At 66.8% G+C, this 24222-nt stretch carries 25 protein-coding genes; 13 read left to right on the plus strand and 12 right to left on the minus strand.

The genetic code is table 11. The features are described 5' to 3' along the window. On the plus strand, positions 1 to 380 hold a 380-nt coding region (locus ACGLHR_RS18890; RefSeq protein WP_400095826.1), incomplete at its 5' end, for a transposase. Between the two features lie 280 nt (positions 381 to 660). Here ACGLHR_RS18890 and ACGLHR_RS18895 read toward each other — a convergent pair. Beyond that, positions 661 to 861, minus strand: coding sequence for a hypothetical protein (locus tag ACGLHR_RS18895; protein WP_400095827.1), 201 nt, complete (start codon positions 859 to 861; stop codon positions 661 to 663). A gap of 128 nt (positions 862 to 989) precedes the next feature. Here ACGLHR_RS18895 and ACGLHR_RS18900 point away from each other — a divergent pair, with 128 nt between their 5' ends. From ACGLHR_RS18900 to ACGLHR_RS18910, 3 genes are all read left to right on the plus strand, one after another. Continuing rightward, positions 990 to 1727: a helix-turn-helix domain-containing protein gene (locus tag ACGLHR_RS18900; RefSeq protein WP_400095828.1), complete on the plus strand. Its 738-nt coding sequence runs from the start codon at positions 990 to 992 to the stop codon at positions 1725 to 1727. Between the two features lie 100 nt (positions 1728 to 1827). Then, positions 1828 to 2106: a type II toxin-antitoxin system HicA family toxin gene (locus tag ACGLHR_RS18905; RefSeq protein ID WP_174425730.1), complete on the plus strand. Its 279-nt coding sequence runs from the start codon at positions 1828 to 1830 to the stop codon at positions 2104 to 2106. 105 nt (positions 2107 to 2211) lie between these two features. Then, positions 2212 to 2916 carry a glutathione S-transferase N-terminal domain-containing protein gene (locus ACGLHR_RS18910; RefSeq protein WP_400095829.1) on the plus strand — a complete coding sequence of 235 codons (705 nt, stop codon included), beginning with the start codon at positions 2212 to 2214 and terminating at the stop codon, positions 2914 to 2916. Positions 2917 to 3064: 148 nt separating this feature from the next. Here the strand turns inward: ACGLHR_RS18910 and ACGLHR_RS18915 are convergent, their stop codons facing one another. After that, a complete protein-coding gene (locus tag ACGLHR_RS18915) occupies positions 3065 to 3772 on the minus strand; it encodes an HD domain-containing protein (RefSeq protein ID WP_400095830.1) in 708 nt (235 codons plus the stop codon). A 179-nt stretch (positions 3773 to 3951) separates the two neighbouring features. Here ACGLHR_RS18915 and ACGLHR_RS18920 point away from each other — a divergent pair, with 179 nt between their 5' ends. Further along, positions 3952 to 4917 (plus strand): GlxA family transcriptional regulator, encoded by a 966-nt coding sequence (locus ACGLHR_RS18920; protein WP_400095831.1) that lies wholly within the window; start codon positions 3952 to 3954, stop codon positions 4915 to 4917. Positions 4918 to 4967: 50 nt separating this feature from the next. On the opposite strand, the gene fusA is transcribed toward ACGLHR_RS18920, so the two are convergent. Further along, positions 4968 to 7016 (minus strand): elongation factor G, encoded by a 2049-nt coding sequence (gene fusA / locus ACGLHR_RS18925; RefSeq protein ID WP_400095832.1) that lies wholly within the window; start codon positions 7014 to 7016, stop codon positions 4968 to 4970. A 611-nt stretch (positions 7017 to 7627) separates the two neighbouring features. On the opposite strand from fusA, the gene edd reads away from it, so the two are divergent. Beyond that, positions 7628 to 9454, plus strand: coding sequence for a phosphogluconate dehydratase (edd, locus tag ACGLHR_RS18930; RefSeq protein WP_400095833.1), 1827 nt, complete (start codon positions 7628 to 7630; stop codon positions 9452 to 9454). A gap of 8 nt (positions 9455 to 9462) precedes the next feature. Here edd and ACGLHR_RS18935 read toward each other — a convergent pair whose 3' ends face one another. From ACGLHR_RS18935 to ACGLHR_RS18960, 6 genes are all read right to left on the minus strand, one after another. Further along, on the minus strand, positions 9463 to 10602 hold the full coding sequence (locus ACGLHR_RS18935; protein ID WP_400095834.1) for a porin: 1140 nt from the start codon (positions 10600 to 10602) through the stop codon (positions 9463 to 9465). A 196-nt stretch (positions 10603 to 10798) separates the two neighbouring features. Further along, complete coding sequence (locus ACGLHR_RS18940; RefSeq protein WP_400095835.1) at positions 10799 to 11683, minus strand: mechanosensitive ion channel family protein; 885 nt, start codon at positions 11681 to 11683, stop codon at positions 10799 to 10801. A gap of 46 nt (positions 11684 to 11729) precedes the next feature. Beyond that, complete coding sequence (locus ACGLHR_RS18945) at positions 11730 to 12632, minus strand: M20/M25/M40 family metallo-hydrolase (RefSeq protein WP_400095836.1); 903 nt, start codon at positions 12630 to 12632, stop codon at positions 11730 to 11732. 85 nt (positions 12633 to 12717) lie between these two features. Next, positions 12718 to 13785, minus strand: a complete 1068-nt coding sequence (asnB, locus tag ACGLHR_RS18950; protein ID WP_400095837.1) for an asparagine synthase (glutamine-hydrolyzing) — start codon at positions 13783 to 13785, stop codon at positions 12718 to 12720. Positions 13786 to 14211: 426 nt separating this feature from the next. Beyond that, positions 14212 to 15465, minus strand: coding sequence for an MFS transporter (locus ACGLHR_RS18955; protein WP_400095838.1), 1254 nt, complete (start codon positions 15463 to 15465; stop codon positions 14212 to 14214). Between the two features lie 241 nt (positions 15466 to 15706). Beyond that, complete coding sequence (locus ACGLHR_RS18960) at positions 15707 to 16606, minus strand: LysR family transcriptional regulator (protein WP_400095839.1); 900 nt, start codon at positions 16604 to 16606, stop codon at positions 15707 to 15709. A gap of 190 nt (positions 16607 to 16796) precedes the next feature. On the opposite strand from ACGLHR_RS18960, the gene ACGLHR_RS18965 reads away from it, so the two are divergent. Beyond that, on the plus strand, positions 16797 to 17336 hold the full coding sequence (locus tag ACGLHR_RS18965; protein WP_400095840.1) for a TSUP family transporter: 540 nt from the start codon (positions 16797 to 16799) through the stop codon (positions 17334 to 17336). After that, positions 17333 to 17560 carry a hypothetical protein gene (locus ACGLHR_RS18970; protein ID WP_400095841.1) on the plus strand — a complete coding sequence of 76 codons (228 nt, stop codon included), beginning with the start codon at positions 17333 to 17335 and terminating at the stop codon, positions 17558 to 17560. Before ACGLHR_RS18965 ends, ACGLHR_RS18970 begins: the two co-directional genes overlap by 4 nt. A 53-nt stretch (positions 17561 to 17613) precedes the next feature. On the opposite strand, the gene ACGLHR_RS18975 is transcribed toward ACGLHR_RS18970, so the two are convergent. The 3 genes from ACGLHR_RS18975 to ACGLHR_RS18985 all read right to left on the minus strand — a co-directional run bounded on the left by ACGLHR_RS18975 (position 17614) and on the right by ACGLHR_RS18985 (position 20537). Beyond that, the gene (locus ACGLHR_RS18975) at positions 17614 to 19188 is read right to left on the minus strand and encodes a peptide chain release factor 3 (protein ID WP_400095842.1); all 1575 of its coding nucleotides are present in this window, start codon (positions 19186 to 19188) and stop codon (positions 17614 to 17616) included. A gap of 136 nt (positions 19189 to 19324) precedes the next feature. After that, positions 19325 to 20290 (minus strand): YihY/virulence factor BrkB family protein, encoded by a 966-nt coding sequence (locus ACGLHR_RS18980; RefSeq protein WP_400095872.1) that lies wholly within the window; start codon positions 20288 to 20290, stop codon positions 19325 to 19327. A 79-nt stretch (positions 20291 to 20369) separates the two neighbouring features. After that, positions 20370 to 20537 carry a DUF1328 domain-containing protein gene (locus ACGLHR_RS18985; RefSeq protein WP_400095843.1) on the minus strand — a complete coding sequence of 56 codons (168 nt, stop codon included), beginning with the start codon at positions 20535 to 20537 and terminating at the stop codon, positions 20370 to 20372. Positions 20538 to 20804: 267 nt separating this feature from the next. On the opposite strand from ACGLHR_RS18985, the gene ACGLHR_RS18990 reads away from it, so the two are divergent. The 5 genes from ACGLHR_RS18990 to ACGLHR_RS19010 all read left to right on the plus strand — a co-directional run bounded on the left by ACGLHR_RS18990 (position 20805) and on the right by ACGLHR_RS19010 (position 24221). After that, positions 20805 to 20990 (plus strand): hypothetical protein, encoded by a 186-nt coding sequence (locus ACGLHR_RS18990; RefSeq protein ID WP_318231529.1) that lies wholly within the window; start codon positions 20805 to 20807, stop codon positions 20988 to 20990. A gap of 480 nt (positions 20991 to 21470) precedes the next feature. Further along, on the plus strand, positions 21471 to 22019 hold the full coding sequence (locus ACGLHR_RS18995; protein WP_400095844.1) for a hypothetical protein: 549 nt from the start codon (positions 21471 to 21473) through the stop codon (positions 22017 to 22019). Further along, entirely contained in the window at positions 22016 to 22627 is a 612-nt protein-coding gene (locus ACGLHR_RS19000; protein WP_400095845.1) for a hypothetical protein, read from the plus strand. The genes ACGLHR_RS18995 and ACGLHR_RS19000 overlap by 4 nt, the downstream gene beginning before the upstream one ends. An 18-nt stretch (positions 22628 to 22645) precedes the next feature. Then, a complete protein-coding gene (locus ACGLHR_RS19005) occupies positions 22646 to 23446 on the plus strand; it encodes a hypothetical protein (RefSeq protein WP_400095846.1) in 801 nt (266 codons plus the stop codon). 82 nt (positions 23447 to 23528) lie between these two features. Then, positions 23529 to 24221 carry a C39 family peptidase gene (locus ACGLHR_RS19010; RefSeq protein WP_400095847.1) on the plus strand — a complete coding sequence of 231 codons (693 nt, stop codon included), beginning with the start codon at positions 23529 to 23531 and terminating at the stop codon, positions 24219 to 24221. Position 24222 lies beyond the last annotated feature (1 nt).

The following is a 24222-nucleotide window of genomic DNA, read 5'->3' on the forward strand; positions in this document are numbered from 1 at the left end:
TGCGGGTGCGGGTCATCGAGTATCGCCTGGAAGGCGTGCCTGACGCTGAGCCGCAGTATCGCCTGATCACCAATCTGCTGGACCCGGCGGTGGCACCTGCCATCGAGATGGCGGCGCTGTACCACCGGCGCTGGAAGATCGAGGAGATGTTCGACGAGATCAAGACACATCTGTGCGATGGAAAGAAGGTGCTGCGCAGCAAGACGCCTGATCTGGTACGTCAGGAGTTCTATGCGCTAATGCTCACGCACGCGGCGATTCGTCGACTGATGTACGAAGCTGCACAGGACAGCGGGCAGCGACCCGAAGACTTATCCTTTGTTCATGCCGTGCGTGTGCTCAACCGACGCCTGCCCGAGGCGGCGGCTATTTCCCCCTGAGCAGTGGCAAAGCTGGAAACAAAGTCTGCTGCGCGAACTCGCCAGCGGCCGCGCGGTGCAAAGCCGCGGCAAGCGCAATCCCCGCGGCGTGAAACGAAAGATGTCGAATTTCCGAATCCGGCGGCGATCCGAGCCGCTGAATCAGCGGATCGTCCCCAAAGTGGTTGTGAAGTGAACAGTATTGCGGCTAGGCAGGCATCGGCAGCGGGGCAAACACGCCCCGATTCGGCAAAGCGTACCCGTTTCTGCGTAGCCAAACGGGTAAGCAGTGGCAGCTGAATCAGCCCTGTCCCGCCAACGCCGAACTCAACCCACCATGCATGGCCGGCCCGGCGGCCACCATCCCCTGGCACCCCCACGCGAACGGCTTGCCATCCAGCGCGGTCACCAGCAAAACGCCAGGCAACCAATCGTAGTAATCCTGCCCGCACTCCCAGTACGCATCGAGCGCGCCGCCGGCAACCCATCCACCACCAGGCACAGCGCAATGGTCCAGCCGGGCATGCCTCTCAGGTAATGCAATGCACGGTGGGAGCAGCCAGTCTAGGCACTTGCCGCATTGCCAGCTAACGATAGAATGCCAACATATATTCGAAACGGGCCAAGCCGATGTCGCTCCGAGAAGTCCGCCCGATCACGCATGAAGCCGCCCGGGAACAGGTGCCGCATGCGCACGCCGAGGGCCAGCTGTTTTCCGTGAAATCCGGCGTGGTCAGCATCGAGGCCGGTGGCGGGCGCTGGCTGATGCCGACCGGCTGCACCGGCTGGGTGCCGCCGTATGCATCGCACGGGGCGCGCATCCATGGCTCGATGACAGGGATGAGCCTGTATTTCGACGAGGCGTGGAGCCGCGCCGCCATGCCGGCCACGCTCAAAGTGGTCCGCCTGTCGCCCCTGCTCGCCGCGCTGCTCGACACGCTGGCGCAAGGCGAGCCGCCGGCCGGGCCGATACGCGAGCATTATCTGGCGGTCTTTGCCGATGCCTTTACCCGCCAGCCAGCGCAAACGCTGTTCCTGCCCATGCCGCAGGAGCCGCGCCTGCTGCGCATGGCCACCGCCTTGCTGGCGAGCCCGGACGACAACACCGACCTGGACGGCTGGGCGGCGCGCATCGGCATGGCGCGCCGCACGCTGACCCGCCACTTCCAGGCCGACACCGGCTGGAGCCTGGCGCAATGGCGCCAGCAGTTGCGCATGCTGGCGGCCATGGAGCGGCTGGTGGCTGGCGAAAGCGTCACTACCGTGGCGCTCGGCCTGGGCTACGCCAGCGTCAGCAGCTTCATTGCCTTGTTCCGCCGTTACACCGGCACCACACCGCGTGCCTACCTGGCGATGGGCAAGGACTGATGGCACGGCGGGCGCGCAGGGCTTGCGCGGGTGCAGCAAGCGCCAACCCACCCGCTCTTGTATGCTACGGCTATTGCCGCCGAACAAGCCTGACCGCGCCATGAGCCACAAATCCCGCAGCCTCCTGCAGTCGATCTTCAGCCACCCGCTCAGCAACAACATCCACTGGCGCGAGGTGGAGTCACTGCTGCAGCAACTCGGCGCGAAGGTGGAGCCGATCCAGGGCGCCCGCTTCCGGGTGGTGCTCAACGAGTACGAGTTCTACCTGCATCACCCGCACCATGGCAATGTCTGCGCCAAGCAAGAGATCAAGCACCTGCGCGATTGCCTTGTTGCCGCCGGCGTGAGCCCTCCCGACGGCGACGACAAGCCGAAGTGACCCGGCGCTTGCCCAGGCAAGCGCCGCGGCGAACACCGGCGCGGCGATCCTCATCGGCCGGCAAGGCCAGGCACTGCCCCAGCCCATCCATCCCTACGGATTTCCATGACCAATCTTTCCGCATTCCTCGTTACCAACAAATGGCCCGCCTTGCGCCCGGACCGGATCCAGCTCTATTCGCTGCCCACGCCAAATGGCGTCAAGGTCTCGATCATGCTCGAGGAGACCGGCCTGCCGTACGAGCCGCACCTGGTGCGCTTCGACGCCAATGACCAGTACACGCCGGAATTCCTGTCGATCAGCCCCAACAACAAGATTCCCGCCATCCTCGATCCGAGCGGCCCCGGCGACCAGCCGCTGGCCCTGTTCGAGTCCGGCGCGATCCTGCTCTACCTCGCCGACAAGAGCGGCAAGCTCATCCCGCAAGATCCCGCCGGCCGCTACGAGACCATCCAGTGGCTGATGTTCCAGATGGGCGGCATCGGGCCGATGTTCGGGCAACTTGGATTCTTCAACAAATTCGCCGGCAAGGAATACGAGGACAAGCGCCCGCGCGACCGCTATGTCGCCGAAGCCAAGCGCCTGCTGGCGGTGCTGAACGGCCGCCTCGCGGACCGCGCCTGGATCATGGGCGACACCTACACCATCGCCGACGTCGCGACCTTCCCCTGGGTGCGCAACCTGATCGGGTTCTACGAGGCCGGAGAGCTGGTCGGCATCCAGGACTTCCCCCATGTCACACGCGCGCTCGAGGCCTTCCTGGCGCGTCCCGCGGTGGCCAAGGGCCTGGATATCCCGAAGCGCGTCTAGACCAGCCCGGAGCAACGCCAGTGCCGCTGATTCAGTTTGATGCCCTTGCCGCCGCGCTACCGGGCAGCCACGGCACGCTGGTGATCGTCGACGTCTGACCCTATCTGCACGCGCGCGCGACAAAGCCGTCCCGCACGCGTTGCATCGCTCAGCTGTCCTTGCCGCCGGCCGCGCCGTGGCAACCGCAGCCGGCTTGATGGCCGTGCCCCCCGCGGCTGTCGTCCCACGCCGACCCCAGAATGATCTGGCAGAAGTTCAGGCGCTGGTAGGTGGGGTCGCGCAGCGCCAGCACATCGGCCTTGACGTTGCCAAAGGTGGTCTCCGGCTTGTGGATCGTGCCGTGGGCGAACGCATCGATGATGTCGTTCTTGAACGTGGTCTCGCGCGGATGCGCCGCCACCACTTGGATGCGTTGCGCCTCGCTGAACTCGTCGTAGGCGAGGCCCAGCACATCCATCTCCACACCGGCCGTCACCAGCGCCACCACCGGCTTCATATGCTCGGGCACGCCCGGCGTGGTGTGCAGCGCGATCGACGCCCACACCTGCTCGATATCGTAGTCGTTCGCGCCATGCTGCAGGAGGAAGTCGCGCGCCGCATTGGCGCCGTCGACCTCGAAGCGGTTCGTCTTGCTGCTGTAGGCATCGACCAGCCCCATGTCATGGAACATGGCGCCGACATACAGCAGTTCCGGGTCATAGATCAGGCCCTTGCGCTGCCCGGCCAGCGCGCCGAACAGGAACACGCGGCGCGAGTGGTGGTACAGCAGGTCGGGCTCGGTATCGCGCACCAGTTCGGTGGCGGCGCGCGCCATCGCGCTATCGGGTATCTTGATGCCTGCAATCGTGGTTGTCATGTGGGCTCCTGGGTATGCGTTGCCATGCTGTTTCGATGGAACCCAGTATTGGCCAATCCCATTGCGCGGACAACGAAGACGGACCGTCCAACACTGCCAACCATGCAGCGTCTTCTGCCATGACCCACAGACAGGGAGTCAGGAGTCAAATGCACCACGTTTCTCAATAAGGCCCATCGATGCAAACCGTCGCGATCGCGATCTTTCCCGGCGTGCAGGCGCTCGATGTCGCCGGCCCCGTCGATGTCTTCGCGGAAGCCAACCGTTTCCTGGCACCGCAGGACCACTACGAAGTTGCCTTGCTTGGCGCCGCGGCGGGCACCCTGCGGGCATCCAACGGCATGAAGCTCGTGGTGGATGAAACGTTTGAGCGTGCTGCGCCTCGCTTCAGCCTGGCCTTGGTGGCAGGCGGCCCCGCGCTGGCCGAAGCGGCGCCGGACCCGCGCCTGGCGCACTGGCTCGCGGCCGTCGCCGCGCATTGCGACCGTTACGGCTCGATCTGCACGGGCGCATTCGCGCTGGGCCATGCCGGCCTGTTGGACGGACGCCATGTCACCACGCACTGGCAGCACGCGCAGCAACTCGCCGAGCAGTTCCCCAAGGCCCATGTCGATTTCGACCGGATCTACCTGCGCGACGACCGCCTCGTCACGTCGGCCGGCGTGACCGCTGGCATCGACCTGTCGCTGGCCCTGGTGGCGCAGGACCACGGCCCGCGCGTTGCGCTCGCGGTCGCCAAGCGGCTGGTAGTGTTCGCGCAACGCCAGGGCGGCCAGTCGCAGTTCAGCCCCTACCTGAGCGCGCCGGCGGATGACGCCTCGCCGGTGGCCAAGGTGCAGGCGCACGTGATGGCGCACATCCGCGAGCGGTATGCCGTGCGGCAGCTCGCCGAGGTGGCCGGCATGAGCGCGCGCAACTTTGCCCGCGTGTTCGTGCAGGAGACCGGTGTCACGCCGCATGAATTCATCGAGCGCGCGCGTGTGGACGCGGCGCGCCAGTTGCTGGAGAGCAGCGGCGCCGCGCTCAAGGCGGTGGCGTGGGACTGCGGGTTTGGCACGGCGGAGCGCATGCGCATCGTCTTCGCGAAGCGCCTCGGCGTGACGCCGATGCAGTATCGCGAGCGGTTTCGCCGCGCGCCGCGCTAAAAAAAGCGGGCACCCACGCGGTGCCCGCCCGATTGCAGCTGCCGTCAATCTCAGCCAGCCATCTCCACCACCGCCGCGGCAGGTGCCGCGGCATAGTGATCGAACTGCATGGCAAAGCTGGCACGGCCCGAGGTCAGCGCGCGCAAGCTGCCGATATAGCCAAACAGGCTGGCCAGCGGCACATGCGCCTGGACCACCGTGGTGTTGCCGCCACCGCGTTGCGATTGCCCGCGCACCATGCCCCGGCGCCGGTGGATATCGCCGATGACGTCGCCCACATGATCGGCGGACGTCACCACTTCCACGCTCATCACTGGCTCCAGCACCACGGGCGCAGCCTGCCGCGCGGCTTCACGGAAGGCGGACGCTGCCGCGGTCTCGAAGGCCAGGGCCGAGGAGTCGCGCTCGTGATAACTGCCGTCCAGCAAGGTCGCCTGGAAATCCACCACCGGGTACCCCGCGAGCACGCCCTGCGCGGCCGCGCGCCGGATGCCGGCTTCCACCGCCGGGACGAACTCGCGCGGCACCGCGCCACCGCTGATGCGGCTCTCGAACCGAACGCCCTCGCCACGCGCCAGCGGCTCGACGCGCAGCACCACCTCCGCGTACTGCCCCGGGCCGCCGCTCTGCTTGCGATGCAGGTAGCGTGCATCAGCGGCACGGGTCAGCGTCTCGCGATACGCCACCTGTGGACGCCCCACGGTGACTTCCACATGAAAGCGCGTACGCAGCTTCTCCCGCGTGACCTCCAGCTGCAGCTCACCCATGCCGGACAGCAGCGTCTGCCCGCTCTCCGGATCCTGGCGCAGGCGCAGGCTCGGATCTTCCTGCACCAGCACTTGCAAGCCACGCGACAGGCCGGCCTGGTCGGACTGGCTCTTCGGCTCGATGGCGACGTCGATCACCGGCTCGGGCGTGTCGATGGACTCCAGCACCATGGGATGCGCCGGATCGGTCAACGTATCGCCGGTGATGGTGGCCTTGAGTCCCGCGATCGCCACGATATCGCCCGCCACGGCAACCTCCAGCTCCTGCTTGCGGTCCGCGTGCATCTCGTACAGCCTTGCCACGCGTTCGCGCTTGCCACTGCCAGCGTTGAGCACGGTGTCGCCGGCAGCGAGCCGCCCGCGATACACGCGCACGAACGTCAGCGTGCCGTGCGCGTCGTGCACGACCTTGAAGGCGAGCGCCACCAGCGGCTGGCCAGCGTCCGCGCTCACTTCATGACGGTCCACCTCGCCAGGTGCCGGCAGGTAGGCTGTCACCGCATCGAGCAAGGGCTCCACGCCCTTGTTCTTGAAGGCGGAGCCCGCCAGCACGGGCACCACGGCACCGCTGATGGTCGCGCGCCGGATGGCTGCGCGCAGTGCCTCCTCGGCCGGCTCGCGGCCCGCCAGATAGTCTTCCAGCAAGGCATCGTCCTGCTCGGCCAGCGTTTCCAGCAAGCGCTGGCGCCACGCCGCGGCCTGTTCCGCCAGCGCCTGCGGCACGGCATCGGTCACGTAGCCTGTACCGCCCGAGCCGCCTTGCCATAGCAGGGCCTGCATGGTCACGAGATCGACTATGCCGGTGAAATCGCCTTCGCTGCCGATCGGCAATTGCAGCACCAGCGGCACCACGCCGAGGCGCTCCTCGATCATGCCGACCACGCGCAGGAAGTCCGCGCCGGTGCGATCCAGCTTGTTGATGAAGGCGAGGCGCGGCACGCGGTAGTGGTCCGCCAGGCGCCAGTTGGTCTCCGTCTGCGGCTCCACGCCGGCCACGCCGTCGAACACCACCACGGCGCCGTCGAGCACGCGCAGCGAGCGGTTCACCTCGATATTGAAATCGATGTGCCCCGGGGTATCGATCAGGTTGACCTGGTGGCCGCGCCAGAACACGGTGGTGGCCGCGCTGTTGATGGTGATGCCGCGCGCCTGCTCCTGCGGATCGAAATCCATGGTGGCGGCGCCGTCATGCACCTCGCCCAGCCGGTGGCTGGCGCCGGTGTAGAACAGGATGCGTTCCGAGGTGGTGGTCTTGCCCGCGTCGACGTGGGCGATGATGCCGATGTTCCTGAGTTTCCTGCTTTCCTTCCTGCTTTCTTTTCTGCTTTCCATGATGGGCTGCCTGAATGCAAACACCCTGGCGGGTGCGTGCCTGCCAGGGTGTTGATCTGCGAGGCCTCCCGGACTGCATGTGCAGCCAGGAGGCTATGGGATCGCTTGCGAGGCGGCGCCGGCATGCCGCATGCGGCACGCAATGGTCTCGGTGACTACGCCAGACGACGCCGTTACCGCACCAAGGGACGAGCGCAAGCTCCCGTTCCCTTGGCCGGTTTGAATCGTGGCAATCAACTTGTCGTAAGTACGCATGGCGTGTCAGATGGTGGCGAATCAAAAAAAACAAAACCCCGGAGGGCCTGCGGGCCGTCCGGGGTTGGCGATGTTCTGATCTCGTCGTTCCCGGAACCGGCCTTGCAGCCCTCCGGGCGGGACGCTCGGAAGACTAGACGTGAATGGCCAGCAGCACGCGTTCACCGTAAGGTGCCGCGGCAAACGCTGCGATGGCGAGGCGTTGCGCTGCTTGCTTCATGTCGTTTGAACTCCAGAGAATGGAGCGCAGTCTAGCACTTGTAGACAGAACGTGCAGCACGCCATACTTGCACCAACCGTGCACCTCGCCGCAAAGTGCACTAGGCTGAAAAGAGCATCCCACGCAGGAGATCCCCATGCCAAGCCACCCAGTCCTGGAACGGGTCACCGCCCGCATCAAAGCGCGCAGCACCGCCACCCGCCAGTCCTACATGGATCGCACCCGCGCCATGGCGGGCCAGAAGGTGGAACGCGCGCAGCTCTCATGTACCAACCTGGCGCACGCCGTGGCGGCCATGCCCGAGCAGGCCAAGATCCGCCTGAAGGCGCAGGAGCGCCCCAACCTCGCCATCGTCTCCTCGTACAACGACATGCTGTCGGCGCACCAGCCCCTGGCCGAGTATCCCCAATGGCTCAAGGAGGCCGCTCTGGAAGCCGGCGGCACCGCGCAGTTCGCCGGCGGCACGCCGGCCATGTGCGATGGCGTGACGCAGGGCCAGGACGGCATGGATCTCTCGCTGTTCTCGCGCGACGTGATCGCGCTGGCCACCGCGGTGGCGCTGTCGCACCAGATGTTCGACGGCGCGCTGTACCTCGGCGTGTGCGACAAGATCGTGCCGGGGCTGGTGATGGGCGCGCTGTCGTTCGGCCACCTGCCGGCCATCTTCGTGCCCGGCGGGCCGATGACCACCGGCATGGGAAACGAGGAAAAGGCCCGCGTGCGCCAGCGCTATGCCGAGGGCAAGCTTAGCCGCGCGGAGTTGCTGGAGGCGGAGAGCAAGTCCTACCACGGCCCCGGCACCTGCACCTTCTACGGCACCGCCAACTCCAACCAGATGCTGATGGAGATCATGGGCCTGCACCTGCCCGGCACCGCCTTCGTCAATCCCAACACGCCGCTGCGCGAAGCACTCACGCGCGAATCCGCGCGCCAGGCGCTACGCCTGGTGCATGGCGGCGATCGCTATACGCCGGTGGCGGACGTGCTCGACGAGCACGCCTTCGTCAACGGCATCGTCGGCCTGCTGGCCACCGGCGGCTCCACCAACCATACGTTGCACCTGGTGGCGATGGCGCGCACCGCGGGCATCGTGCTGGGCTGGGACGATTTTGCCGAACTCTCGGAAGTGGTGCCGCTGCTGGCGCGCGTGTATCCGAACGGCAGCGCGGATGTGAACCAGTTCCAGGCGGCCGGCGGGCTGGGGCTGGTGATTCGCGGCCTGCTGCAGCTTGGCCTGCTGCACGACGACGTCACCACCGTGGTGGGCAAGGGCCTGGCCGATTACACGCGCGAGCCGGTGCTGCGCGATGGCAAGCTCACCTGGATCGACGGGCCCGAAGCGCCGCTGGACGACAGCATCGTGCGCGCCGCCGGCCAGCCCTTCGCGCCGGAAGGCGGCATCAAGCTGCTCGACGGCAATATCGGCCGTGCCGTGCTGAAGATCTCGGCGGTCAAGCCCGAGCACCACATCGTGGAGGCCCCGGCGATGGTATTCCACTCGCAGGATGCGCTGATCGAAGCCTTCAAGCGCGGGGAACTGGAGCGGGACTTTATCGCGGTGCTGCCATGGCAAGGTCCGGCCGCCTGCGGCATGCCGGAGCTGCACAAGCTCACGCCCACGCTGACCGTGCTGCAGGACCGCGGCTTCCACGTGGCGCTGGTGACTGACGGGCGCATGTCCGGCGCGTCGGGCAAGGTGCCGGCCGCCATCCATGTGTGCCCCGAGGCGTTGAGCGGCGGCGGGATCGCCCGCGTGCGCGATGGCGACCCGATGCGCGTGGACGCGCATGCGGGCGTGCTCGCGGTGCTGGTGCCGCAAGCGCAGTGGGCCGCGCGCTCGGTGACGCCGCCCGATCTCAGCGCCAACCGGCACGGCGTGGGGCGCGACCTGTTTGCCAATTTCCGGCGCCACGTCAGCACGGCGGAGGCCGGGGCCTGCTCGCTGTTCGCGGAGGAGGGCTGAAGCGCGGCTCAGAAACTATGGCTGATGCCGGCACCGAACCCGGTGCCGCCGCTGGCGTACCGGCTGTGGCGATAGGACACCGCGCCATGCAGCGTGGTGCGTTTCGATAGCGCATAGTCCAGCCCGCTGGTGACGTAGCCGGTCACGCCCGCCGTGCCGTAGCCCTGGAAATCGCGCGCGCCCGAGAGCTTCAGCGTATAGGCGCCCACGCGCCAGTTGACGCCAAGCGTGGCGGCGCTGCGCTTGGCGCTGGCGTCGCCAAGGAAGGCCTGGCTCGCGGCGCTCAGATGGGTCTGGCTGTATGAGGCCATCAGCCGCACCTTGGTGAACGCATAGGCCAGTCCGGCGAACCACGTGCTGTCGTACGCCGCATTGCGCTCCGCCGTCAGCATGGCCGACCAGGGCCCGGCATCGTAGTTGAGCGAGGCCGCCAGGGGCCGCGTGCGGTCCCGGTTGCCGGCGGCGTCCGGCGTTTCGTTCTTCTCCACGCCTGCGGATACGTGCACGTGCATCCCGCCCCATTTCGGCGAGTCGTAGAACACGCCGTTGTTCAGGCGCGAGTATTCGCCCGCGGGTCCGTTGTGATACGGATCGGTGCGATACGACGGGTGGTACACGAACCACGCCACGGAGCTCACGCGGTTGAAGTTGTCCCAGCTGTCGTACTGCCAGTCGTATTGCCACATCGGCGTCAGCGCGCGGCCAAAGCGCAGATCGCCATAAGGCGACTGGATGCCAACGGTGGATTCGCCCTGGAAATGCGGCGTGGCGCCGCTGGCTTCAAGCCGGCCGTCGCCCAGGTCGAAGCGCGTTTGCAGGTTCAGGGTAGCGGCCCAGCCGGGCGCCAGGGCTTCGCTGCCGCGCAATCCGATAAAGCTGCGCTGCATGGTGCCGAGCTGAATTGGCTGGCCGGGCGCGGGACGAAAGATGCCGACGTCGGCAAACCCATAGAGCGTGAGGCTGCCCTGCGCGTGCACCAACGGCGCGGCGGGGGCGAGCACAGCGGCGCAGGCCAGCGCAGGCAGGCACCGCGCGAGCGTTGCGCGTGGCGCGCAAGCGGGGATGCCTTTATTGGCGGGAGGGACTGTGCGCAAGGTACGCGGCTTCCGGGCGATGGGGTTCAGTTCGAGCTTGTGTGCAGACAGCAAATCCAGTTCCAGAGATTGAAGACATGCCGTGTTCCGCAGCGTGGCGCAGCGGGACGCGGATACCGGTGAAAAACCCAAAGGGGCGAAAGGAATAGAAAGATGGAAGAGGCCAACGGCGGCGCAAGGGCGCGCCAGAGACAGGATCGCCGCCGGGGTGCTTGCGCAGCGCGGCGGCGGTAGCGAAGAGGTTGGTTCGTCAGCTCAAGCGATGCGCGGGATTGGGCACAACGGGCGCAGCCGCTTGCGCGTCCTCGGGCACGCGCCATTCCCGCACCGGCACGGCGATGGCGCAGCCGGCGGCTTCGAGCACCTGCTTGATGCGGTGGTAGAAGGCGAAGCGCACGTTCCAGTAATCCCCGGCGGCAAGCCAGCAGCGCACGTTGAGCGTAACGCCCTGCGCGGCATAGTTGACCACCATGACCTCGGAGGCCGGGTCCGCCAGGACGCGGTCCTCGGCGGCGAGCATGGCGCGCAACGCGTCGAGCGCGGCCTGGATGTCGGCGCCGAAGGTGACCGTGACTTCGATGTCGAGCCGGCGGGTGGGGTTCTCGCTGTAGTTGGTGATGGCACTGCCCCAGATCTTGCCGTTGGGCACGCGCAGGCAAACCCCGTCGAAGGTGGTTAGCTCGGTCATGAACAAGCCGGTCTCTCGAACGGTGCCGGCCACGCCCTGCGCATCGATGTACTGGCCCACGCGAAACGGCCGCAGCAGCACCAGCATGATGCCCGCGGCAATGTTCTGCAGCGTGCCTTGCAACGCCAGGCCGATGGCCAGGCCGGCCGCGCCGAGCATGGCGATGATGCTGGCGGTCTGCACGCCGAATTGCGACAGCACCAGCACCACCGTGATCACGCGCACGATCCACTGCGTGACGCTGGCCAGCATCGGGCGCAAGGTGGCGTCCACGCTCGGGCGGTCGAACGCGCGCAGCACCGCGGCGCGGCCGCGCCCGGAGAGCCACCAGCCCAGGATCAGGATCAGCACGGCGGCGATGCAGTTCAGGCCTTGCTGCACCACCAGTTGCAACAGGTAGGCCCAGGCTGCTTCGAGCTTGTGGGGCTCGGTGAAATTCAGGTTCATGGATTTGGCTCCGGCGATGAGTGTGGAAAGGCTGGACATGCGCGGCTCAGGACGTTGCGTCGGCGCGGCGGCGGTGCACCAGTTCCCCGGCATCCGGCAGCGGTGTTTCGCTGCGCGCCAGTTGGCCCGGATCGAGCTGGTGCGAGAAGCCGGCCACCGAGCCCATGCGGCGCTGGCGGTCCTCCGGCAAGGTAGGTCCGCTCTGAATATAGACGGTGAGCAATTCCGCAAGGTGCACCAGCACGGACAAGCGGGTGCGCTCGTAGCCATGCGAGGCGTCGGTGCCGAAGCAAAGCAACGCGGTACGCACATCGTGCCCGGCACTCACCGCCGCGCCCGCGTCTGAATGGTAGAAGCGGAACACGTCCCGATGGCTCGGAATACCGTGCTCGTCGCACAGGCGCAGCAAGCGGCGCGTGAGGTGGTCATCGTGGGGGCCGGCCGAGTCCATCAGCGCAATGGTCACGCCGTTCTCGCTCGCGCCCTGCCCCGGCGCGACCGGCCCGATGTCGATGCCGACCACTTCGCTGACGTCATCCTCGATCACCGCGGTCGCGCCCGAACCAACTTCTTCGGTGAGTGTAAACACCGCGTGACAATCCATCGGCACCGGCGCGCCGCTCTCGCGCACGGCCTTGAGCGCGGCCAGGACGGCGGCGACTCCGGCCTTGTTGTCAAGATGGCGCGAGACGATAAAGCCGTTGTCGAGGAGCTCGGGGTTGGCATCGAAGGCGACGAAATCGCCCACCTGTATACCGAGTTGATCGAGTTCGCGCAGCGTGGCGCGGATGGTGCCGCGCCGGGTGAGCTGGTACGGAATGTCCAGGCTGTCGAGCACGCGCGCGGTGTAATGCACGATCTCGCCGGTCAGTCCGGCGGGGCTGGGAATGGCGAGCAACTCCAGCAACGTGGCCTTGAGGTAAAGCGAGTCGATCTTCAGTGTCTGCATGCGGACGGGTTCATGGTTCGGTTCGAAAAAAATCCAGGAAGAGGTTGGTACGCTCGTGAAGAGGTTGGTACGCACGGGTGTCGCGTCAGTGATAGCCGCCGAAGACTTCGTCGGCGCCCTGCCCGCTCTGCACCACACAGCTGTGTTTCGCCACCGCAGCCGAGAGCAGGTAGAAGGCCACGCAGTCGTGGCTCACCGCCGGCTCGCTCATGGCGTCGATGGCGTCGGGCAGCGCGCTCAGCAAATCGGCTGCCGGGATCATCATCTTCTCGTGGTGGGTGCCAAAGTGGTTGGCCACCAGGTCGGAGTAGTGGAACTCGTCGCCGGCCTCGCCGCCTACGATTTCGAAGCCGATGGCATAGGTGCGCAGGTCGGGCGTACCCGTTTCTGCGAGCAATCCGGTGATCAGGCTGGAGCCCACGCCGCCCGACAACAGCACGCCCAGCGGCACGTCCGCCACGGTGCGGCGGCGCACGGCGGCGCGCAGCGCCGTGAGGGTGAGATCGCGCCAGGCTTCGAAGGGCCGCACGATGTCCGCTGCGCTCGGGCCGAAATCAAGCCGCCACCAGGCGTGGGGCGCAGGCACCACGGCGTGCAGGCTCAGGTAGTGATGCAGCGCGACGGGATCGAGCGTGGTGTCGACATCGCCCCCGGCCAGCAGCGCCGGCAGCGTGGAGGCAAAGCGCAGGCGCTGCGCGGTCTGCGAGTAGTAAAGCGGCTTGATGCCGAGGCGGTCACGCACCAGGTGCGTGACGCCGGAATCGCGCTCCCACAGGGCAAAGGCGAACCTGCCGGCAAAGCGGTCGAGCGCGGCCGGGCCCCAGGCATGCCAGGCCTTGAGGACGACTTCCGTGTCCCCCGTGGAGGCAAAGCGATAGCCTTTGCCGGCGAGTTCCTGGCGCAGTTCATGGTGATTGTAGATGGCGCCGTTGAACACGACGCCCAGGCCCAGGTCGTTGTCGACGAAGGGCTGGTGCGCGCGCTGCGACAAATCCATGATGCGCAGCCGGCGATGGCCGAACGCGCGGGCGCCCAGGCCGAACAGGCCCTCTCCATTCGGGCCGCGCCTGGCCTGGTCGCGGGTCATATCGGCAACGGCGTGCAGGTCGGCCATGACCTGATCGAAACGTAGTTCTCCGGCAATGCCACACATGTTTAGCCACTCTCCTGTCACCGGCGGTGTCGGGACTGCCAAAGCCGCGGCACCGCGCCACGCATCGTTTTCGCATGGCGCGGTGTCGGGGTCTGCCCGCGACGGCCTGACTTGATGTCAGACGATCACCAACAATTGATTGAAATTGAGGATAAATTCAGGACAAATGACAGGGGAATTGGTTTCCCCGGGGTGTGCAGCGAGAGCCGGGTGAATCGGCGCCAGCCCTTAGTGGGCAAGGGCTGGCCGGGATCGAAAAAAAATTTCGCCGAAGTGGTCTTTGGGGTAATTCTGGCGGAGCGGGAGTCGTGCGGAACCCGGGCGCGGGGCACGCAGAATTGGGTACGCTTTTGGTGCGCGAGGAGATCGGGCGCTGCACCCGGCAGGTGCTCGGACCGGCCGGGTTCGACAATACGCAGGCAATGCTCAGGCCGTGACGGGATGATCGTGCAGGCGGTCGCGCGAGGCCAGCGAGGGAAACAGGCGCATCCACACCACTACCACCAGCAGCGTGCCGATACCGCCAAGCAACACCGCGCCAACCGGCCCGAACAGCGCGGCCGTCACGCCGGACTCGAACTCCCCAAGCTGGTTGGACGCGCCGATAAAGACCGAATTGACAGCGCCCACACGCCCGCGCATGTCGTCGGGCGTATCGAGCTGGACCAGCGTGGAGCGCACCACCACGCTGATCATGTCGGAGGCGCCAAGCATGACCAGCGCCGCCATCGACAGCGGCAGCCAGTGCGAGATGCCGAACACCATCGTCGCCGCGCCGAAGACACCCACGGCACCGAACATGACGCGACCCACGCGGCGGTTCATCGGATGGTGGGCCAGCCACAGCGCGGTCGCCAGCGCGCCGATGGCGGGCGACGAGCGCAGCAGGCCCAGGCCCCAGGGGCCGGTATGAAGGATGTCGCGCGCGTAGATGGGCAGCAGCGCGGTGGCGCCGCCCAGGAGCACGGCAAAGAGATCCAGCGAAATCGCGCCAAGCAGCACCGGCCGGCTGCGGATATACGAAAAACCCGCGAACAGCGTGGCGATGCTGACCGGCGTGGTCAGCCGCTGCGCGGCCTGGCGCAGCTTGAGCGCGGTGACCAGGCAGGCCGCCACGGCGAACAGCGTAGCGCTGATGGCGTAGACCACGCCCGGGCCGGCCACGTAGGCGAAGCCGCCCAGCGCTGGGCCAATGATGATGGCCGTCTGCGTGGCGGAGCTGGACAGCGCCACCGCGCGGGGAAACTGGCGCGGCGTGACCACGCTGGGCAGCAGCGCCTGCAGGGTTGGCGTCTCAAAGGCTCGGGTGGCGCCCATCAGGGCGACGAAGACGAAGATGTGATCGCGCGAGATCCAGCCCGACAGGCTCGCCACCGCCATCGACACCGCGATCAGCGCTTCCAGCGTCTGGCACGTGCGCACGATCAGGCGCCGGTCGAAGCGGTCGGCCACATGGCCGGACATCAGCAGCAGCATCACCGAGGGCAGGAATTGCACCAGGCCCACCATGCCGAGCATGAACGGGTCGCGGGTGAGGTCGTAGACCTGCCAGCCTACCGCCACCGTAAAGATCTGGTAGCCGATGGTGGTGCACAGGCGGGCAAACCAGAACAGCCGAAATGAAGGATCGCGAAAAACTGAATCCGGCTCGGGGGCCGGAACGGAAGCAGGGGTCGACATGGATGGTGGTGATGACGGGACGGGCGGCGGGGCAAAGCTGGGACGCATTCTATCCGAGCCCTGCGATGTATGCAGCCGCATGCATCACCTGGCCAGCCCTTCCATGTATCAACAATGATGCAATGCCCCTGCCGGGAAGGCACGCACCGCAAGTTCAAGAATGCGCCAAGGTGCTTTCAGCGCCGAAAGCGGGCAAAAACGTGGGCATGCCGCGCACGTTCTCGATCCAGGCCTCGCTGGCTTATTGCGGCGACAGCGCCGCGCGCAGGCTGTCGGCCAGCGCCGCGGTGGCTGGCGCCGCGGCGCGGCGCGACAGCAGCAGTACGCGGGTATCGCAGCCGGCATCGGCCAGCGGTACGCAGCGCACGCCCGGCGGCACCATGCGGCCGAGCGAAGCCGGCACCAAGGCCACGCCAAACCCGGCCTCCACCAGCGCCAGCTGCGAGAGCTTGCGCGAGATCGCTGCCGCCGCGCGCGGATAGAAGCCGTGCTCCAGGCAGCACTGCGCCACGCGCTGGCTCAGGCCGCCCCGGTCCGGATGCGGCAGCGACACGAAGGCCTCCTCCCGCAAGCGCGCCAGCGCCACGCTTTCCTCGTGCGCGAGCGGATGCGCGCTGCTCACCGCCAGCGCCAGGCGTTCCGTGTAGAGAGGATCCACGTCGACACCAGGCAGCCGGCGCAGCAGCGGCTCGCGCGCCAGGCCCAGGTCGGCGCGGCCTTCTTCGATCTCCATCGCCTGCTGTTCGCTGGACGCCTGCGAGATCTCGAAACGTATTCCCGGATGCCTAGCCTGGTACTCGCGCAGCACCGCCGTGCAGGCCGGCGTCAGCGGCACCGAGCTGGAATGCAGCAGGCGCACCGCGCCTTGCTCGCCGCGCTCGACCTGGCGCGCCTGCGCCGAGGCCTCGGTCAGCTCGGCCAGGATGCGGCGTGCCGCTTCCAGGAAGGCGCGGCCGGCCGGCGTGGTCTCCACATGACGCGGCTTGCGCACCAGTAGCACCACTTGCAGCATGCCCTCCATCTCCTTGATCTGCCGGCTCAGCGCCGACTGCGCAATAAAGAGCCGCTCGGCGGCCAGGCTGAAGCTGCCGGCATCGACGATTTCAACGAAGTAGCGTAGCTGCTTGAGGGACGGACTCATTGAATGGGCGGGCTCATGGGACGGACGGGCTGGCATCGGCCTGGATCGTGCGCGCAGTGTGCCATGGCGCGCACGCCGCGCCCAGCGCGCTGCCATGCCGCTTTGCGATGGATCGCGGGGCGCTTTGATATTGGTCCGCGGCAGCATGCGTCCCTATGCTGTGGGGCACGCAACCCTGACGCCAAACTCCGTGGACCTGACCCCCCTGCTGTCCGATGTTTCCTTGCCCACCTACCTCGCCATGTGCGTGGCGGTTGCCGGCGCCTATGTGATCTTCGGCATGGCGGGCTTCGGCACCGCGCTGGTGGCCGGGCCGCTGCTGGCCTACCTGATGCCGGTGAGCCAGATCGTGCCGCTGCTGGCGCTGATGGACTGCACGGCCGCCGCCTTTGCCCTGCTGCGTGATGGCCGCGCCGCCGACCGCACCGAGCTTGGCCGGCTGCTGCCCTGCATGCTGGCCGGCAGCCTGGTGGGCGCGGCACTGCTACTCAAGCTGCAATCGGAACTGCTGCCGCTGCTGCTGGGCGTGTTCGCGATGGGATATGCGATCTGGTCGCTTGCCGGCAAGCGACCAACCGGCTTTACGCCGCGCGCAGCGCTGCCCTTTGGCCTGGGCGGCGGCGTCTGCTCGGCCATGTTCGGCAGCGGCGGCTTCCTGTATGCGATCTACCTGTCGGGCCGGCTGGGCAAGGACGCCATGCGCATGACGCAGTCCACGCTGACGGCGTGAGTACGCTGACGCGGCTGGTGCTGTTTGCCTTGGCGGGGGTGTATGCGGGTGCGGCCATCATCAAGCTGGCGCTGTTGCTGGCGCCGGCGATGGCGCTGGGCCTGTGGGCTGGGCGCAGGATCACGCTGCGCTTGTCGCGCGAGCAGTTCCTGCGCATGGTCAACGCGGTGGTGCTGTGCTCCGGCGGCGCGCTGGTCCTGCACTTCCTGCTGCGCCTGGATTAAACGCGCCGCCCGGGCGGGCGGCGCTTGTGCCAGATCGCTCCAGCAGCGCGAAATCAGACGATTTCGCGCGTCTCCATGAACTGCAGCTTGGGGAAGCGCTCCTGCGTCAGGCGCAGGTTGACCATGCTGGGCGCCAGGTAGACGTGGTCGCCGGCGCCATCCAGCGCCACATTGTGGCCGGCCTTCTCGATCAGCTTCTCAATCTCCGCGGGGTCGCCCTTGAGCCAGCGCGCGGTGGCGCAATCATGCGATTCGAAGATCGCGTCGACACCGTACTCGTGCTCCAGGCGGTGCGCCACCACATCGAACTGCAGGATACCGACCGCGCCCAGCACCAGGTCGTTGGAGGCGATCGGGCGGAACATCTGCGTGGCGCCCTCTTCCGCCAACTGCTGCAAGCCCTTTTGCAGTTGCTTGACCTTGAGCGGGTTGTTCAGGCGCGCGCGGCGGAAAAACTCCGGTGCGAACGACGGAATGCCGGTGAACTTGAGCGCCTCGCCCTCGCTGAACGCGTCGCCCAGGCGGATGGTGCCGTGGTTGGGCACGCCGATGATATCGCCGGCATACGCTTCTTCCGTCGTATTGCGGTCCTGCGACATGAAGGTGATGGCGTTGTTGATGGCCATGGTCTTGCCGGTGGACACGTGCTGCACCTTCATGCCGCGCTCGAAGCGGCCCGAGCAGACCCGCACGAATGCGATGCGGTCGCGGTGGCGCGGGTCCATATTGGCCTGGATCTTGAACACGAAGCCGCTGAACCTGGGCTCCTGCGGCTCCACGGCGCGCGACTCGGCATTGCGGCCTTGCGGCGGCGGCGCCAGCTCGCACAATGCGTCAAGCAGCGATTGCACGCCAAAGTTGTTGACGGCCGAACCGAAGTACACCGGCGTCTGCTTGCCGCTGAGAAAGGCCTCCTTGTCGAAGGCGTGGGAGGCGCCTCGCACGAGTTCGATCTCGATGCGCAGCTCTTCCGCCTGGGTCCCCAGCACGCGGTCCAGCTCCGGATTGTCCAGGCCCTGGACCATGGACGAGGTGCCCTTCTCACCGTGCGGATCGAACAGCTGCACGCGGTCGTCGATCAGGTGGTACACGCCGCGGAAGGCCTTGCCCATGCCGATCGGCCAGGTCATCGGCGCGCACTGCATCTTCAGCACGTCCTCGATTTCATCGAGCAGCTCGATGGGCGAGCGGCCTTCGCGGTCGAGCTTGTTGATGAAGGTGATGATGGGCGTGTCACGCAGGCGGCAAACGTTGAGCAGCTTGATGGTCTGCGCTTCCACCCCGTTGACCGAGTCGATCACCATCACCGCGGAGTCCACCGCGGTCAGCGTACGGTAGGTGTCTTCGGAGAAGTCCTCGTGGCCCGGGGTGTCGAGCAGGTTGACGATGTTCTCTCGGTACGGGAACTGCATCACCGACGAGGTCACCGAGATGCCGCGCTGCTTTTCCAGCTCCATCCAGTCGGAGGTGGCGTGGCGGTCGGCCTTGCGCGCGCGCACTTCGCCCGCGACCTGGATGGCGCCACCGAACCACAGCAGTTTTTCGGTCAGGGTCGTCTTACCCGCGTCAGGGTGCGAAATGATGGCAAAGGTGCGACGACGCGCAATTTCGGATACGAGCGAGCTCACGGCAATGGATTCGGCAAACAGAGGATGAAAAAGGGGCCCGGGGCGCAGCGGACCGGCGCCAGGGGCCGGCGCGACCATCAGCTTGCGGTCGGGGGCCGGGCACTGCGGGCATGCACGAAGGGAATCGGGCCGTATTTTACCGGTTCGCGGGACCGGCCGCGCGCGGATCGGGCGGCGGGCTGACGCTTTGCCCTCGCAAGCTGCCGAATTGCAGCGCGTATTGGCGGGTTAGCTCAGCGCCGAAGAAGAATATTTGTGCCGAATAATACACCCACAGCATCAACGCAACCACGGAACCGGCGGCCCCATAGGACGAGGCCACGGCGCTATTGCCCAGGTAGAGCCCGATCAGCCGCTTGCCCACGGAAAACAGCAGCGCGGTGATGATGGCGCCCATGATTACGTCGCGCCAGGCAATGCGGGCATTGGGCAGCATCTTGAAGATCACGGCAAACAGCAGGGTCACCACGACAAAGGAGAATGCCGTGGAGATCACGTCGGCCACGGGCGCAAACCACGATTGCGTCCACATCTGCCCCCAAAACCGGTCGACCACTGCCAGCGCGGCATTGACGATCAGCGACACCAGCAGCATGAAGGCCAGCACCAGCACCAGGCTGAACGAGAGCAAGCGGGCCCGCAGCAGTTGCTGCCAGCCGGCACCCTGCGGCGCCGGTGTCTCCCAGATCTCGTCCAGGCTGCCTTTGAGCTCCGCGAAGGCGCTGGTGGCGCCGACAAACAGGATACCGGTGGCGATGGCCGCGGCCAGTCCGCCCCCGCCCGAGCGGTGCGTGGCGGCAAGGATTTCCTGGATGGCGGCCGCGCCCTGGGCGCCGACGAGGTCGTCGATCTGGGAGAAGATCTCGCCCCGTGCCGCCTCCGCGCCAAAGAAAATGCCGGCAATCGAGATCACCAGCACCAGGACCGGCGCCAGCGAGAAGAGCATATAGAAGGACAGCGCCGCGCCCTTGCTCGCGGCTCGGTGCGCCAGCCACGCGCTGATCGCGGCCAGCACCACCCTGACCGTGCGCGCGGCGGTATGGCGATCGGGCAGCCAGTGGCCGATGCCGCGAGCGCGTGGCGTGGGTGGCGTGCGGTCCAGGGACTGGTCCGGGGAATCTGCTGGATTCACGCGTGGATCCCGTTGTTGGTCCGGCGGCTGAATGGTCCGGCGACCTGCCCTAGCGCTGGTCTTTGCTCAGGCCCCATATCAACGACACCGCTGACAGTACGAGGAAGATGATGAAGAGGATCTTGGCAAACTCGGCCGCCGCAGCGGAGATGCCACCGAAGCCAAACACGGCCGCGATCATGGCGATGACGAAGAAAACCACGGCGTAGCGCAACATGATGGGACTCCAACGAAGCCATCTCCCGTTTTGTTATCCGTTCCAAGGTTCATGATACAGCCCATCCCGCGCTTTGCCCAAGCCGCCGGGGCGCGGCTCACGACCCGGTTCCGGCCCGGTCCGGGCGGTGAACGGCTAGACTGAAAGGCGGGCAACGCGCCCTCTCGCCGCAGGCGGGGCGCGCCACCGGACCGGCTGGCAGCAACTCCCAACCGTGCTAGCACCGTCCTCCCGCACGCAATCTTTCGACAACCAGAAGGAGGCACCATGAACCGGAAAACCCTCCGCCGCCTTGGCACCGCCGTCTTCCTGGCGCTCGGCCTGCTCGCCGCCGCCGGGTGCGAACGCAGCCAGCCGGGACCTAAGCCGATTTCCGGTGCACTGGCCGGGCACACCGCCGGCACCGCGCCGACGCACCTCGCTCCACCCGCCATGCCGGTACTGTCGGCCTGAGCGTCGACAGCTTCGCAACCGCGCGCCCAGGCCAATGCCGCCAACCCGCGCATCACGCTCCGGCAAGCTCGGAGCGTACCCGTTTCTGCGTATGCAATCTCGCGCCGCTGAACGCGCACAAAGCGGCGCAGACGAGGCGCAAGCGACCGGGGCCGCCCGCGTTGCTGCCAGCACCAAAGACGGGCCGGCACGCTAGCCGGCCCCTGCGTTGTTTCAGCGATGCAACCAGCACCGGCCCGCCCTTGCGGGCGCTCATGGCGTGTCGTCGTGCCTGACTCAGCATGGCCGTGCGCCCAGTCGGCCATCGCTTTGGGCCGGTGCCATCGGCAATGCCGCGTTACAGCACTGCAACCAAAATGTTCTTCCTCTCTCGGGGAACTTCCGCGCGCTCTTGCCTACCACCCGCAAACCGTTGCCAGTGCTCGATTGCCGGGTATTGGCACGTTTGTCGCTCTGTTCGCCACAGGGAGACATATAAAAATGACGCGACGAGTCCTACAACGTGGGAGTGAGTTCAGCCATGCGTCAGCCGCCAGCGCGAATGACGGCGCGGAGGCGTTCGTATCGACTGGCGCGGCCTGCGCCATCGGTCTTGCAGCTTTTGTCGCCGCCCTTGCTTCCTTCTCCGCGATTGCAGATCCAGGCGATATCGTCGTTCTGCGCAGCGTCGAGCCGCGTATTGCCTATCGCGGCATTCCGCAGGGGGACATGCCGATAGCCGCCGCTGCCGAGCCGTTTCCGTCCGCACGTTTCCAGCAGTCCGCCACTGCCGTGGCCAGCGACCTGACCGACAGCGATCTCGCTGCCGCGGTAGGCCGCAACACCGCCGGCACCGCCGTGTCCGGCGCCAGCCAGTCCGCCACCGGGCGGCTGGCCCTGGCGCCCAGCCAGATCGAGGGCCTGGCTAATGGCAGCGGTGCTGGAGGCGTTTCGGGCGGCATCGCCGGCCAGGTCGCGCAGGCTACCGGCAACATGACTGGCGCCTTGATGCACGGATTGGCGCCGCTTGCGGTGGGAGGCCGGCCATGACCCGCATCCACACCGCGCACGCCAGGCACGCCGTCTTGCTTGCCGGCCTCACGCTTGCCTGCATGCCGATCCACGCACAGGTCCAGGGCGCCGGCTCCGACAGCACCCGCATCGATGCCGGTGCGCTCGCCGGCGTTGCCGGTCGTGCCGCCGTGAACCTGGCCGCGGGCAGCGGCAATGCGCAAAGCAACCAGGCCGCCATCGCCGGTGGCAGCGCCAGCGTGCAATCGCAGCAGCGTGCCGGCGCAACCGCGCCCGCGACGGGCGCGGTCAGCCAGATCGGTGGCGGCGCCTTCGCCAATGGCAGCGGACTGCTTTCGGCGAACGTGGCCAGCGGCAACGGCAACGTGCAAATCAATGCGGCAGTGCTGGCGCCGGCCGCCAGCGTCAGGATCGAAGCCATCTCCGACGGCTTGCTAGCCGCGGAATCGGCCGGAGGAAGTCGCCCGGGTTCAGCGGGCCATGCAACGGGTCAGCGCGAGGCAATCATCCAGACAGATGCCTACCGCAACGCAACAGGCCTGGTGCAGCTGAACCAGACGGCAGGATCGGGGAATGTCTCGTCCAACGTTTTTGTGCTCCGTCCCCCGGCGGGCACTTTTTTCTAAGCAGGGAAGGAGAAAATCATGAGAACGAAAATCCTCGCCATCGCAGCGGGCATTGCGCTTTCAGGCAGCGCATTTGCTGGCGGCTTCAGTTACTTCGACCGGCCGGACGATGCCGATATCTACAGCCAGACAGCGATCAGCAACGACATCTATGTCCGTGGCTTCGGCTTTGCCTGGGGCGATATCCACTTCAGGTCCGAATCTGGCGCGGTGGTCAACAGCCAGCAAAGCGCGCGTGACAATAACGTGCGCATCGGCCCGTCCAGCAATAGCGCATTCGGCGGCGGCAACGCGCTGTTCAATGCGCAAGGCAATATCGGCGTGAACATATCCGCGGGCGCGGGCAACGGCCAGTCCAACCAGGCCGCGCTGGCCAGCATCGACGCGTCGGATGTCTTCGCCTCGGCGCAGGTGTTCTCCAGCCAGAAGACCGGGGATAACGGCATGCACATGGTCGGCGCCGCAAACAGCGCCAGCATGGGCGATAACATGCTTGCCGGGGCCAAGGGCAACGTCGGCGTGAACATCGCCGCGGGCGCAGGCAACCTGCAAAGCAATGCGCTGGCGGCCTCGGTCAATATGGGCAGCGGCGGCCGCAAAGGCGGGGAGCCCGTCGGCGCACTGGCCAAGGCAACCGCGTCCAATGACCAGGCTACCTACGGCAATGACCTGTCGATGTGCGGCTGCAGGCCGAACAACGCCGCCACGCTCAACGGGGGCGCTCTGGCCAACGCAGTGGGCAACATCGGCGTGAATATCGCCGCCGGGGCCGGCAACGCGCAGAGCAACGGGCTCGCCATTTCCACGGCGACCCACTGAGCACGGCGGCAAGAACGCGAACGCGGCAGGAGAGCCGGGGCCCCGGGGGGGCGCCGGCTCAACCCGCCCAAGGGGGAGTGTCATGCGCGCGCTATTCCGCGTGATCGGGGCATGCGTGCTGCTAGCAGCGGCATTCAGCGCTTATGGTCAGAGCACGATGACGATCGACATCGACGGACAGCCGATGCTCAGGAAGCCCGTCAAGAGCATGCTCGAGATGCGCTACCAGAACATGATGCGCCAGCAACTCGACTTCAGTTGCGGCGCGGCCGCGGTGGGCACGTTGTTGCGCTACGGTTACGGCTTTGACCTGGCGGAGCCCAGGATCGTCGAGGACATGCTGCGCATCTCAGACGCCGATACCGTGGTCAAGAACGGGTTCTCCATGCTCGACATGCGCAACTACGTCGAAACGCTGGGCTTGCGCGGACGGGGGTTCCGCGTCGACTACAGCGCCCTGCGGCAACTCAAGATCCCGGTCATCACCTTGCTTGACGTCAACGGCTACCTGCATTTCGTGGTGGTGCGCAAGGCCATCGACGGGCGCGTGTTCGTTGCCGATCCGGCATTGGGCAATCGCATCATCAAGGAGGAGGACTTCGCTGCCAACTGGAACGGGCTGGTGTTCGCCATCGTCGGCCGGCCGTTCGATCCGAACTCGCCGCTGCTCGACATCGCCGCGCCCGCCTTGCGCAACCGGACCAACGCCGCGCTGGCCGGGGGCATGGTGCCCGCGGCGCTGGACTTTGGCCTGATCCGGATGGATTACTTCTGAC

It is taken from the genome of Cupriavidus sp. CuC1 (assembly GCF_044627735.1).
Taxonomy (GTDB): Bacteria; Pseudomonadota; Gammaproteobacteria; order Burkholderiales; family Burkholderiaceae; genus Cupriavidus; species Cupriavidus ulmosensis.

Bases quoted from the DNA above. Each gene is read 5' to 3' on its own strand.
- ACGLHR_RS18900 (WP_400095828.1), top strand. From the start codon at position 990: ATGTCGCTCCGAGAAGTCCGCCCGATCACGCATGAAGCCGCCCGGGAA.
- ACGLHR_RS18905 (WP_174425730.1), top strand. From the start codon at position 1,828: ATGAGCCACAAATCCCGCAGCCTCCTGCAGTCGATCTTCAGCCACCCG.
- ACGLHR_RS18910 (WP_400095829.1), top strand. From the start codon at position 2,212: ATGACCAATCTTTCCGCATTCCTCGTTACCAACAAATGGCCCGCCTTG.
- ACGLHR_RS18915 (WP_400095830.1), bottom strand. From the start codon at position 3,772: ATGACAACCACGATTGCAGGCATCAAGATACCCGATAGCGCGATGGCG.
- ACGLHR_RS18920 (WP_400095831.1), top strand. From the start codon at position 3,952: ATGCAAACCGTCGCGATCGCGATCTTTCCCGGCGTGCAGGCGCTCGAT.
- fusA (WP_400095832.1), bottom strand. From the start codon at position 7,016: ATGGAAAGCAGAAAAGAAAGCAGGAAGGAAAGCAGGAAACTCAGGAAC.
- edd (WP_400095833.1), top strand. From the start codon at position 7,628: ATGCCAAGCCACCCAGTCCTGGAACGGGTCACCGCCCGCATCAAAGCG.
- ACGLHR_RS18940 (WP_400095835.1), bottom strand. From the start codon at position 11,683: ATGAACCTGAATTTCACCGAGCCCCACAAGCTCGAAGCAGCCTGGGCC.
- ACGLHR_RS18945 (WP_400095836.1), bottom strand. From the start codon at position 12,632: ATGCAGACACTGAAGATCGACTCGCTTTACCTCAAGGCCACGTTGCTG.
- asnB (WP_400095837.1), bottom strand. From the start codon at position 13,785: ATGTGTGGCATTGCCGGAGAACTACGTTTCGATCAGGTCATGGCCGAC.
- ACGLHR_RS18955 (WP_400095838.1), bottom strand. From the start codon at position 15,465: ATGTCGACCCCTGCTTCCGTTCCGGCCCCCGAGCCGGATTCAGTTTTT.
- ACGLHR_RS18960 (WP_400095839.1), bottom strand. From the start codon at position 16,606: ATGAGTCCGTCCCTCAAGCAGCTACGCTACTTCGTTGAAATCGTCGAT.
- ACGLHR_RS18985 (WP_400095843.1), bottom strand. From the start codon at position 20,537: ATGTTGCGCTACGCCGTGGTTTTCTTCGTCATCGCCATGATCGCGGCC.
- ACGLHR_RS18990 (WP_318231529.1), top strand. From the start codon at position 20,805: ATGAACCGGAAAACCCTCCGCCGCCTTGGCACCGCCGTCTTCCTGGCG.
- ACGLHR_RS18995 (WP_400095844.1), top strand. From the start codon at position 21,471: ATGACGCGACGAGTCCTACAACGTGGGAGTGAGTTCAGCCATGCGTCA.
- ACGLHR_RS19000 (WP_400095845.1), top strand. From the start codon at position 22,016: ATGACCCGCATCCACACCGCGCACGCCAGGCACGCCGTCTTGCTTGCC.
- ACGLHR_RS19005 (WP_400095846.1), top strand. From the start codon at position 22,646: ATGAGAACGAAAATCCTCGCCATCGCAGCGGGCATTGCGCTTTCAGGC.
- ACGLHR_RS19010 (WP_400095847.1), top strand. From the start codon at position 23,529: ATGCGCGCGCTATTCCGCGTGATCGGGGCATGCGTGCTGCTAGCAGCG.